This is a genomic window from uncultured Microbacterium sp. (genome assembly GCF_947489255.1).
In the GTDB taxonomy this organism is placed as follows: domain Bacteria; phylum Actinomycetota; class Actinomycetes; order Actinomycetales; family Microbacteriaceae; genus Microbacterium; species Microbacterium phycohabitans.
In genome coordinates this window covers 72,657-84,513 of the sequence record NZ_CANLCY010000005.1, presented here as the reverse complement: position 1 = coordinate 84,513, position 11,857 = coordinate 72,657, and the positions used below count along the sequence as shown (strand labels likewise).

Genomic DNA, 11,857 nt, shown 5'->3' with positions numbered 1-11,857 from the left:
CAGGTGCGACGTCCCGTGACCGGGACGAGGCGGTGTGGGGGGTCAGCGGATCACTGCTTGACGCTGCCCGCGCTCAGGCCCGATTGCCAGAAGCGCTGCAGCACGAGGAACGCGGCGACGATCGGGATGATCGACAGCAGCGCCCCGGTGATCACGAGGTTGTAGATGGGCTGGGCGCCCACGCCGATGGCCTGCGCGTTCCACTGGTTGAGCCCCACGGTGAGCGGGTACCAGGTGGGGTCGCTGAGCATGATCAACGGCAGGAAGTAGTTGTTCCAGGTCGCCACGACCGCGAACAGCAGCACGGTGACGATGCCCGGCGTGAGCAGGCGGATCGAGATGGTGAAGAACGTGCGGAACTCGCCCGCGCCGTCCATGCGCGCGGCTTCGAGCAGCTCGGTGGGGATCGCGTCGGTCGCGTACACCCAGATCAGGTACAGCCCGAAGGGGCTGATGAGCGAGGGGATGATGATCGCCCAGGGGGTGTTGGTGATGCCGAGCTGGCTGAACAGCAGGAAGGTCGGCACCGCGAGCGCCGTTCCGGGCACGGCGATCGCGCCGAGGACGACGGCGAACACCGCCTTGCGGCCGCGGAAGTTGTACTTGGCCAGACCGTACCCGGCGAGGGTCGCGAGCAGCGTCGCCCCGCCCGCTCCGACGACGACGTAGAGCAGGGTGTTGCCGAGCCAGCGGACGAAGATGCCGTCGCGGTAGGTCAGCGTCTGGGCGATGTTGTCGAACAGGGCGAAGCTGTTGCCGGGGCCGAGGCCGAACGTGGTGAAGAGGTCGGGCTGGGTCTTGGTGGCGTTGATGACGAGCCAGAACAGCGGCACGAGCGTGTACAGCAGGTACAGGCCCATGACGATGCTCAGCACGATCGACTTCTTGCTGTGCGTCGGCGAGGTGCGGGCGAAGCGCGCGCGGCTGCGGCCGGAACGGGGCGTGGTCACGGCGACGGTGTCGGTGCGGGGTGCGGTCGCGGTGGTCATCGCGCCTCCTGACGTGAGCCGCGCAGCTGCACGACGTAGGCGATCACCGCGGTGATGACGCCCATGATGATGGCGATCGTGGCGGCGTAGTTGTACTGCTGGCCGGCGAACGAGAGGTTGTAGGCGTACATGTTCGGCGTGAAGAACGTCGAGATCGTGTTCGGCGCCAGCGGCTTGAGGATGTTGGGCTCGTTGAACAGCTGGAAGCTGCCGATGATCGAGAAGATCGTGGCGATGACGATGGCGCCGCGCACCGCGGGGATCTTGATCGAGAAGATCGTGCGCCACGCGCCCGCCCCGTCGATGGATGCCGCTTCGTAGAGCTCGTTCGGAATGGTCTTCAGCGATGAGTAGAAGATCAGCATGTTGTAGCCCACGAACTGCCAGGTGACGATGTTGCCGATCGACAGCAGCATCCACTCGGGCAGGAAGGGCTGCACGAACTGTCCGCCGAGCAGGTCGTTGAGGTTGCGGGTCAGGCCGAACTGGTCGCCGTAGATGTAGCCCCACATGAGCACGGCGACGACGGCCGGCACGGCGTAGGGGAGGAAGATGACGATGCGGTAGAAGCCCGCGGCGTGCAGGCGGGCGCTGTCGATCGCGAGGGCCGCGGCCAGCGCCAGCAGCAGCATGACCGGCACCTGCACCACGAGGAACACCGCCACACGGCCGAAGCCGTCCCAGAACTTGGGGTCGCCGAAGGCGGTGACGTAGTTCTCGAAGCCCACGAAGGCGTTGCCGCCGATGAGCTGGTCGCGGAAGAGGCTCAGGTACACGCTGTACGCCAGCGGAGCCAGGAACACGAGCGCGAAGACGAGGGCGAAGGGGGCGACGAACAGCCAGCCTCTATCGTCGATTCGTGCGCGCCGCTTGCGCCGCGGGGTGCGCAGGGCGGGCGGGGGTGCCGCGGTGGTCGTCATCGTCCAGTGCCTCTTCGTTGGTGCGCATCCCGGCCGGGTCGTCGGGATGTTGACGTAAACATAACCCCCGCGCGCTAAGGTGTCAACGTCAACATCCCGAGGGGGCAGGCATGAGCGAAACGACGACGACGTCGGCCGCGATCCCGACGCGCGAGCGTCGTCGGGAGGTGTCGATGGCCGACGTGGCCGCGGCGGCGGGGGTGTCCGGTCAGACCGTCTCGCGCGTGGCCAACGAACGCGCCAACGTCGACCCCGAGACGCGGCAGCGCGTGCTCGACGCCATGTCGGCGCTGGGCTATCGCCCCAACAGCGCGGCGCGCGCTCTGCGCTCGGGGCGCTTCCGCAGCATCGGCGTGATCATGTTCTCGCTCAGCTCCTACGGCAACACGCGCACCCTCGACGCCCTCGCGTCGATGGCGGCGGCATCCGGATACTCGATCACCCTCATCACCGTGCAGTCGGCCTCGCAGTCCGACGTGTCCGGTGCCTTCCTCCGCCTGCGCGAGCACGCCGTCGACGGCATCGTCATCCTGATCGAGACGCATCGCCTCGGTGAGAACGAGCTGTCGATCCCGTCGGGGCTGCCCGTCGTGGTCGTCGACTCCAGCGCGGACTATCCCTACGCGGTGGTCGACAACGATCAGGCTCAGGGGGCGAGGCTCGCGACGGAGCACCTGCTCGACCTCGGCCACGAGACGGTGTGGCACGTGTCGGGGCCCCCGGAGTCGTTCGCCGCCGAACGTCGTCGCGACGCCTGGCGCACCGCCCTCGAGCAGCGGGGATGCCGGGTGCCCGACGTGCAGATCGGCGACTGGACGGCCGAGTCGGGGCACCGCATCGGCCTCGCGCTGGCGGCGATGCCCGACGTGACGGCCGTCTTCGCGGCCAATGACCAGATGGCGCTCGGCGTCATCCGCGCCCTGCACGAGACGGGGCGCGCCGTGCCCGGTCACGTCAGTGTCGTCGGCTTCGACGACATGCCCGAGTCGGCGAACTTCTGGCCCCCGCTCACGACCGTCCGCCAGCGCTTCGAGCGCGTGGGCGAGGAGGCGATGACCGCCCTCATCGCCGACATCGAGGGCAGTGGCGGCGAGCACGCGCGCACCCTCGTGCCGACCTCGCTGGTCGTGCGGGCGAGCTCCGGCCCTCGTCGCTGAGGGCACCCTCGGGGCGTTGTGCCCGTCGGGGTCGTCCGCTAGGTTGAGTGTTGACGTCAACATGTTGACGTCAACATCACCACCTGCGAGGCCGCACTGTGGCGGCCGGATCGGAATGACGATGAAGTCAGCTCGACTGTTGTCGATGACCTGCGCTGTCGCCCTGGCTGCCGGCGGGGTCGCGGCAACGACCGTCGCTCCCGCGGCGCCCGCTGCGGGGGCCACCACATCCACCGTGCGCATCACCCCCAACCCCGCCTCGGCGGCGGATCCCTTCGAGGGCTGGGGGACGAGCCTGGTGTGGTTCGCCAACGCGACCGGGAACTACCCGGCCGATGTGCGTCAGAAGCTCTTCGACGCCGTGTTCGGCGAAGAGGGCCTGAACCTCAACATCGCGCGCTACAACATCGGCGGCGGCAACGCCTCCGACGTTCCGGCGTACCTGCGACCCGGCGGCGCGGTTCCCGGATTCTGGAACCCCGGCCTGCAGGCGAGCGACGCCCAGGGCGCTATCACGTCGGACTACGCCGACCGCGATCGGTACAAGGCCGCGTGGAACCCCGACGACCCGAACGCCTACGACTTCGACGCCGACTCCGCCCAGCGGTGGTGGATCGATGCGCTCAAGGGCAAGGTCACCCACTGGGAGGCGTTCAGCAACTCGCCTCCGTACTTCCTCACCCAGAGCGGCTACGTCTCGGGCGGGATCAACAACGCCACGAGCGAGCAGCTCGCTCCGGCCGACATGGACAAATTCGCCGGGTACCTCGTGAACGTCGTCGACGAGCTCGAGAAGGCCCACGGCATCCAGTTCGACACGATCGACCCGTTCAACGAGCCGAACACGAACTACTGGCAGACCCAGATCCCCAACGGGGCGACGTGGCCCACTGGCGGACGCCAGGAGGGGGCGCACATCGGTCCGCAGGCCCAGGACGCGATGGTGAAGGCGCTCGCCGCTCGCCTCGCCCAGCCGAGCACCACCACCGACGCCGTCATCTCGGCGATGGACGAGACCAACCCCGGGATCTTCGCGTCGAACTGGAACACCTGGTCGGCGCAGTCGAAGAGCCTCGTCGACCAGCTCAACGTGCACACCTACGGCACCAGCGGTCGCCAGGTCGTGCGCGACATCGCCAAGGCCGCCGACAAGCCGCTGTGGATGAGCGAGGTCGAGGGCAACTGGACCGCCGGCGGCTTCACGACCAACGACATCAACAACGGCATCGGAATGGCCGAGCACATCGTGGGCGACCTCCGCGAGCTCGAGCCGAGCGCGTGGGTGTTCTGGCAGCCGGTCGAAGACCTCTACAACATGCAGAAGGTCGAGAACCTCAACTGGGGCAGCGTCTACATCGACTTCGACTGCAACGCCGAGGGGAAGTCGCTCCGCCGCATCGCCGACGGCGAGGCGGACCCGTCGTGCAAGGTGCTGACGAACGAGAAGTACAACACCGTCCGCAACTTCACGCACTACATCCACCCGGGCGACCGTCTGATGTCGACCGACAACGCGCAGTCGACCGCGGCGGTCGACGCCGACGGTCAGGGTGCGACGATCGTGCACGTCAACTCCGATGCCTCCGAGAAGACCGTGCAGATCGACCTGAGCGACTTCGGGACGATCGCCCCCGGCGCCACGGTCACCCCCGTCGTGACCACCCAGTCGACGGTCGACGAGCCCACCGTCAATGCGCTCAAGGAGGGCGCAAAGGTGGCCGTCGATCCGACGACCCGCACGGCGATCCTCACCGTGCCGGCGAAGTCGGTCACGACGTTCGTCATCGACGGGGTCTCCGGTGTCTCGGCCGATGCTGCGGCGTTCCGCGACGGCCAGACGGTGCAGTTCTCGGGCTTGCAGAGCGGCCTGGCCCTGGATGCGTCCTCGGGCCTCGCGATCCGTGCCGCCGCGACGACGCCCGAGGCTGCGCAGGCGCAGTCGTGGACCGTGCGCACCATCGACGGGGAAGGCACGAACCGCCACCGTTTCACCCTCCAGAACGGAACCGGGAAGTTCCTGGCATCCCGCAACGGAGGCACGGCTCTCGTGGATGCCGACCCGGCCGCGGCCGCGGGCGATCCCGCGACGCAGTGGATGGCGTCGACGACCGACGGCGAGTACTTCTCGTTGTTGAACGTCGCGAGCGAGCGCGTGCTCGACGTCAACCAGGCCAGCACCACCCCCGGCGCGACCGTGGGCCTGTGGACGTCGAACGGCGGCGGAAACCAGCAGTGGAAGATCGCCGGCACCACCGTCGTCGGCACCGACCCGGTGTCCGCGGCCACGGCCGTGAACGTGGCGCCGACCCTTCCCTCGACCGTGACGGTCCGGTACGCCGGTGGCGTCCAGCGCAGCGCCGCGGTGACCTGGCAGCTCGACGGCGTCGACGTCTCGCGTCCGGGGACGGTCACGGTCCGGGGAACGGGCACCGACCTGTTCGGCGGCGCCTTCGAGGCGACGGCGACGGTCGAGGTCGGTCCCTACACCGCAACGCGTCCCGCCTCGATCACCGTCGCCGCCGGGAGCGCCCTGGACGCAGTCCAGAGTCAGGCCGACACCACGGTGCAGGCCGAGCTCTCCCCGTCGGGTGCGGGCTTCTCCCTCCCCGTGGAATGGAACTGGGACGGTGTGGCGGACTCCGCCTTCGCGCAGCCCGGGACCGTCTCGGTGCCCGGTGTCGCAACCGGCCCCGCCGGTGAGCGTCTCGACGCGAAGCTGACCGTCATCGTCACGGAGGCGGGCGAGAACAACGTCGCCCCGCAGAGCGCACCCTCGGCGACCTACACCGAGTCGGGCTACCCCGTCGGCAACACCATCAACGGCATCACCACCGACAAGGGCTGGTCGAACTGGCGCGGCGGTGCGAAGAACACGCAGGACACCCTGAGCTACGTCCTCGCGAAGCGCGAGACCCTCAGCCACGTGTCGGTGCAGTTCTTCAAGGACGGTGGTTCGCTCAGCTGGCCCACGACCCTGCGCGTCGACCGCCGCGTGAGCGGGGGCGACTGGGTGCAGGGCGACGAGGTCGCCGTTCCGACGCCCGCGAACGGTGCGCCGAAGGTCGACGTCCCCGTCACGGGTGCGGCCGACGAGGTGCGGGTGATCCTGAACGCCCGCCCGCAGACGCACATGATCGTCTCGGAGGTCGAGATCTACGCGGCCACGGCCTCGCCCGCCGGCGTCGCCGACCTCGCTCGCCTCACCGTCGGCGACGAGCCCCTGGCGGGCTTCGACCCGAAGGTGTTCGAGTACACCGTCGCCTCGACGGGTTCGGCGTGGCCGCAGCTGCACGCTCTCGCCGTCGATCAGGATGCCGCGGTCGAGATCACCCAGCCCGGTGACGCAGCCGAGACGGCGCGAGCCGCCGGCGGTGTCGGGTCGGTGCGGGTGACGGCGCCCGACGGCACGGAGCAGACCTACACGGTCACGGTCTCGCGCACGGTCGGCGTCGACACGCCCACCCTCGCGGGCGAGCCGCGGGTCGGCTCGACGGTCCGGGCGACCGCCGCGACCGATCCGGCGGATGCCACGCTGTCGTTCGCGTGGTTGCGCGACGGCACGGCGATCGACGGCGCCACGGCGGACTCCTACGCGCTGACCGCCGCAGACGAGGGCCGCGACATCTCGGTCGAGGTCACGGCATCCGCTCCGGGGTACACCGCTGCGTCGGCTCGCTCGGCGGCGATCGTGCCCGAGGCGGCTCCGGTGGATCCGGGCACGGGTACGGGCACCGACCCGGGTACGGGTACGGGCACCGACCCGGGCGCGGGCGCGGGTACCGGCGGCGGGTCGAACGCGGGGGGCGGATCGAACGCGGGGAGCGGGTCGAACGCGGGCTCCGGCTCGTCCGCGGGCTCGGGTACCACGGCGGGCGGCTCGTCCGCGGGCCTCGCGAACACGGGCATGCACGCCGAGGGCCTCGCCGTGACGGGTGCGGGAGCGGTGCTCCTGCTCCTGCTCGGCGGGCTGGTGCTGTGGCGCCGCCGTCGCGGAGCCGGCTCCATCGAGAACTGACCCCCCCCGAACACGCGGCCGCGTCGTTCGCCTCGGAGCGAGCGGCGCGGCCGCGTCATCCGTGCGGGGTCGCACCGCCTTTCGCCGGCGGGGACCGACGTGGTCAGCGCGGAGCGGGCTCCGGGCGGTGCACGCCCCGCGGGCGGTAGTCCAGCGCGTCCGAGCACTCGAGCAGATCAGCGAGGTACCAGACGATCGCGAGCCACATCTCGGTGCCCTGCAGGCTGGGCTCCGCGGCATCCAGACGGAAGGAGAGGCCCGCGTGCGCGTGCCAGCCGGTGAGCGCGTGTCGCAGCAGATCGTCGGCGAGGGTGCGCACCTCGTCGCGGCGGTATCCGGTGGCGCGCGTCAGCCACAGCGGATGCGCGATGTCGAGCACGGTGCAGGCGTCGCGACGGTCGGGGCGCATCCACCGGTCGTCGCGGGCGTGCCGGAGCACCGTGTCGACGACGGCCTCGGGATGCGAGACGTCGAGGCCGACCTGCGCGACGGTGCCGCGCGCGGCGCGGTAGAACCCGTTGACGAGCAGCCGGAGGTCGCCGTCGACGACGGGGCGACCCCACATGCCCGTGCCCGGATCGGCGCGGAGGGCGAGCCACCCGAACAGCGCCTCGGCGAACCCCGGGGGGATGGCATCCCGCCGCCGACCGCTCCAGTGCAGGGCCGTGCCGATCGCGTCGACGTGGTGTCCGGCGCGCCAGGGGTCGGTGTCCCACGGCAGGGAGTCGAGTCGCGCGACCAGGCCCGCGGCATCCGCCTCGACGACGTCGGCGAGCGGGTGGGCGAAGCGGCCGCCCAGGAGGTCGAGGGCGTACCCGGCGCTGAGCACGCCGTACGCCGCGTCGGGGTCGTCCCAGAGCGTGGCCGCGTCGGTCGTGAGGCCCGTGGCCGGGCGCTGGTGCGCCGCGATCAGGTCGATCCATCCGGCGCGATCGTCGCCGCGGGGAGGGGCGTCGTGCAGCAGCGCGGAGAGCTCGACCGCGTCGCACAGTGCGCGCAGCGACGAGGTCGCCCCCGGGTGATCGCGAAAGCCTCCTTCGGCGCCGGCGCGATCGAGGATCGCCGGCAGCTCGTCGCGGGCGCGGTCGGCGAAGCGGGCGAGCTCGGTGCGGAGCGGATCGGCCTCCCGCGCGGGAGGGACGCGCCACCGCAGCATGCGGGCCGGGTTGCCGGCCACGATCGCGCCGGGGGCGACGTCCTTGGTCACCACGGCGCCGGCCGCCAGCACCGCGTGGTCGCCGACCGTGACGCCGTCGAGCACGACGACGTGCGAGCCGATCCACACATCCGACCCGATGCGCACGCCGCGCGAGGTCAGGGGCTGGCGGAACACCTCGGTGCCCGGCTCGAAGGAGTGGTTGAAGCCGATGATCGAGGTGTGTGCGCCGACGCGGACCGCGTCGCCGAGACGCACGTCACCGCGCACGACGGCGTAGGGATTGATCGAGCAGTCCGAGCCGACGCTCACCCTGCCGGTGAGGTAGGCGCCGGTGGCGACGTACGAGCGATCGCCGATCGCGAAGGCCTCGGGATCGATGCCGGCGTGCTCCGAGAGGAAGACGTCGTCGCCGATGCGCCACCCGGGATGCGCGCCCGTGAGCGCGGCCAGGTGCGCACGGGCGCGCTCCCGCTCCTCGGGTGGGGCCTCGGCGGCGAACGTCCACGGCGAGAAGTCGCGCGCCGAGGGCGTGCTCATGATCGCGGGGCCGCCGTCGAGGCGCGCACGTTCAACCGCGGGCTCAGCTGCACGCGATGCACGGGACGGTCCGGCTCGGCGATGCGCCGGGCGAGGAGTTCCACGGCGGCCTCGCCGACGCTCGCCCGGGGCGGGCTCACGGCCGTGAGGGCCGGGGTGAACAGCTGGGCGACCTCGTCGTCGTACGCGATGATCGACAGGTCGTCGGGCACCGAGATCCCGCGGGTCAAGGCGAGGTCGACGAAGGCCATCGCCTCGGGGTCGGAGTGCACGAGCAGGGCGGTGACGCCGGTGGCGAGCGCCGAGTCGAGGGTCGCGTTGACCACGTCGGAGAAGTCGGGGCTCGTGCGATCGGGCAGGGTCTGCTCGAAGTGGTCGGCGGGGGTGAGGGCGAGCTCCTCGCACGCGGTCTGCCATCCCGCCGCGATCTTGCGCGACGTGGGGGAGTGGCGCGAGAGGATCAGCCCCACCTTGCGGTGGCCCAGGGTCGCGAGGTGCCGCGCCGCGAGCAGCGCTCCGAGCGCGTGATCGGTCGTCACCGATTCCATCGGGATGCCGCCCGCCCCGCGCACGGCGTCGCGCTCGACGAGGACGCTCGGCACCGGGCAGTCGGTCAGCCAGCTCATGACGTCGCCCGCGTGGGCGGTGTCGGTGTTGGGAGCGACGATCAGACCGCGCACGTCGCCGTTCGCGACGAGGCGATCGAGCACGGGCCGCTCGTCCTGCAGCTCGTAGGAGGCTCCGCGCAGCAGCATCTTGTAGCCGAGGCGTTGCGCGGCCGTCTCCATGCCGCGCACGACCCCGGGCCAGTAGTACGCGAGGGAGGGGACCAGGACCGCGATCGACCCGGCCTGCGTCTCGTCGGCGGAGGGGTGGGCGCGCGTCGGGGTGCTCTCCCCGGCCACGGCGCCGCCGTGCACTCGCCGCAGGACCCCCTCCTTCTCGAGTTGGGCGAGGTCGCGGCGCAGCGTCACGGTGGCGACCCCGAGGTCTTCGGTGAGCTGCGAGATCCGCACGGCGCCGTCGCTGTGCAGAGCGCTCAGGATGTGGGCGCGGCGTTCCGCGGCCAGGGGCTGATGCCCGGTGGTGTCGGTCATGGGAGGTCCTCGATCGGTGTGTCCAGTTCTACCGTGAGCCGGAGCTGAGTGCGGGATGCGAGGGGCAGGGCGAGGCGCGTGAGTCGTTCGCCCCACACCTCGGCGAGCATCGGATCGTCGAGGTCGCGCGCCCGCGCGGTCGCCGCGACGTCGCTCGGCCAGCGCAGACGCACCGGGCGGGCTCCGTCGATCGGCCAGACCCGCGCGCCGTCGGGCTCGAGGTGCACGGTGCCGGCGACGATCAGGTGCAGCACGGTGTCGGAGTCGGTGGAGGCGCCGCCGGCGAAGCTCCACGTGTCGAGGATCTCGACGAGGCTCTCTCCCCGGTCGAGCGTCGCGCGCCGCCGCCACGAGGCCAGCCCCGCTCCGGGGTATGCGCCCGCGAGGTCGACGGAGAACGACCTGCGCTCCTCGGCGATCTCGGCCGCGGCGCCGCGCGCGGCGGCATCCCTCCCCGCCGGTTGCGTGCGCCCGCGCACGACGGGCAGGTTGTGCCATGCGCTCTGCATGGTCCAGATGTCGTAGCGGTCCGGGCCGAAGGTGGCCGCGGTGTAGGTGGGACGACCGGCGTCGACGATCACCGGCACGCCGTCGACGGCGACAAGGAACGAGCCGACGTCGTTGTGGTTGTGGTGCTCGGCGTTGTGGCCGCCCTTCGCGACCAGCGCGAGGCCGACGGCGGATCCCTCCTCGCCGCGCGCCAGCAGCACCTCGGTCGAGGGCAGCCACACGTCGCGCGGGAGGGGAGGGGAGGCGGGGGATGCCGTCACCCAGGCGGGATCGGTGAGACCGCGCAGCAGGCGGCCCAGGCCCTCGCGCTCGGTCGCGGCCGGTGATCCCGGATGCCGGTGGCTCGCGGCCAGGGCGGCGGCGTGGTCGTCGCCGTAGCGCCGGGCGGCGCGGTGCAGGGCGTGCCAGGGCTGATCGGCGGGCGGGCGGGCCTGGCCGTCGGCGTGGTTGACGAACCAGTCGCCGCCCAGGTGCGAGCGGTGGGGGAAGGCCACGGTCTCGCGCAGCGAGGCGATGCCCGTCGCATCGACGGCTCCGGCGGTCGCGTGGGCGAGCACGTCGAGCGCCTCGAGCGCCCGGCACGCGCCGTTCCACCAGTACGCGTAGCCCTCGTCGATCGCGCCGTCGGCGGGCAGGGCTGCGACGTACCGATCGAGCCCTTCGACCGCGAGGCCCACGACCCGGTCGCGCTCCTCGGCGTCGGCGGGGGCGTCGAGCAGGCGCAGGGCCGCGACGATGACGTTGCCGTGGATCCAGGGGTTCCAGTTGTGCACGTCGCCGTCGAGACCGATCCAGTGCCAATCGCGTCGCCGCTGGAAGGGGTCGAAGACGCGCACGCGCGCCTCGTGACGGATCCGGGCGCGGACGCCGGGGGCGCGGGAGTCGAGGGCGGACCCGAGCAGGTGGTCGATCCAGGCGAGCTGGGCCACCGCCTCGCCCGCGCCGAGGTCGACGAACGGGTCGGTCACGGTCGCGAGCACCGCCCCGTGCACGCGTCGGGTGTCGTCGTGAGCGGGCCAGCACCACGAGCTCTGTTCGCACAGCAGCACCACTCCGTCGACGACCTCGTCGACCCACCCCTCGTCGAGGGTGGCGGCGGCGGCGACGGCGGCGCGGCTGAGACGCCGCTGTCGTTCGAAGGCGGCGGCCTCCCACGCTGTGCGATCGCCGTCGCGGTGCACGCGGGCGGCGTCGGTGGCTCGGGGCTGAGGCCAGGGGATGGTCCGTTCGGTCGTCGCGCGGGCGAGGATCTCGTCGATACCGACCCCGTCGGCCGTTCCGCCGGCGCGGTCCCACACCGAGCGATCGGACGCCGGGGCGACCGGGAGCGCTCGATCCGGTGGGCGCACCTCAGCGCCGTCGACGATCGCGGCGAGGGGGCCGCGGAACGCGGGGGTGGGGAACGGCATCGGTCTCCTTCGGGCGGGGTGCGTCGCTGAAACGATCATAAACGATCATTAGAGTTCAGAAAGG

7 protein-coding genes are annotated in these 11,857 nt (G+C 71.5%); 2 read left to right on the top strand and 5 right to left on the bottom strand.

Annotated features, from left to right (window positions below):
- Positions 1-50 precede the first annotated feature (50 nt).
- Positions 51-989, bottom strand: a complete 939-nt coding sequence (locus tag Q0818_RS13765) for a carbohydrate ABC transporter permease (RefSeq protein ID WP_298875990.1) — start codon at positions 987-989, stop codon at positions 51-53.
- Positions 986-1,909 (bottom strand): carbohydrate ABC transporter permease, encoded by a 924-nt coding sequence (locus Q0818_RS13760; protein WP_298875988.1) that lies wholly within the window; start codon positions 1,907-1,909, stop codon positions 986-988. The genes Q0818_RS13765 and Q0818_RS13760 overlap by 4 nt, the downstream gene beginning before the upstream one ends.
- Before the next feature lie 110 nt (positions 1,910-2,019).
- Between Q0818_RS13760 and Q0818_RS13755 the strand changes: the two genes are divergently transcribed.
- Both Q0818_RS13755 and Q0818_RS13750 read left to right on the top strand, forming a co-directional pair.
- A complete protein-coding gene (locus tag Q0818_RS13755) occupies positions 2,020-3,066 on the top strand; it encodes a LacI family DNA-binding transcriptional regulator (RefSeq protein WP_298875985.1) in 1,047 nt (348 codons plus the stop codon).
- 145 nt (positions 3,067-3,211) lie between these two features.
- A complete protein-coding gene (locus tag Q0818_RS13750) occupies positions 3,212-7,081 on the top strand; it encodes an RICIN domain-containing protein (RefSeq protein ID WP_298875982.1) in 3,870 nt (1,289 codons plus the stop codon).
- Positions 7,082-7,184: 103 nt separating this feature from the next.
- On the opposite strand, the gene Q0818_RS13745 is transcribed toward Q0818_RS13750, so the two are convergent.
- Genes Q0818_RS13745 through Q0818_RS13735 form a run of 3 tightly spaced genes read right to left on the bottom strand, consistent with a single transcriptional unit; the run spans position 7,185 to position 11,793 of the window.
- Positions 7,185-8,777, bottom strand: a complete 1,593-nt coding sequence (locus tag Q0818_RS13745; protein WP_298875979.1) for an acyltransferase — start codon at positions 8,775-8,777, stop codon at positions 7,185-7,187.
- Complete coding sequence (locus Q0818_RS13740) at positions 8,774-9,874, bottom strand: substrate-binding domain-containing protein (protein WP_298875977.1); 1,101 nt, start codon at positions 9,872-9,874, stop codon at positions 8,774-8,776. Before Q0818_RS13740 ends, Q0818_RS13745 begins: the two co-directional genes overlap by 4 nt.
- Positions 9,871-11,793, bottom strand: coding sequence for a heparinase II/III family protein (locus Q0818_RS13735; RefSeq protein ID WP_298875975.1), 1,923 nt, complete (start codon positions 11,791-11,793; stop codon positions 9,871-9,873). Before Q0818_RS13735 ends, Q0818_RS13740 begins: the two co-directional genes overlap by 4 nt.
- Positions 11,794-11,857: the final 64 nt, after the last annotated feature.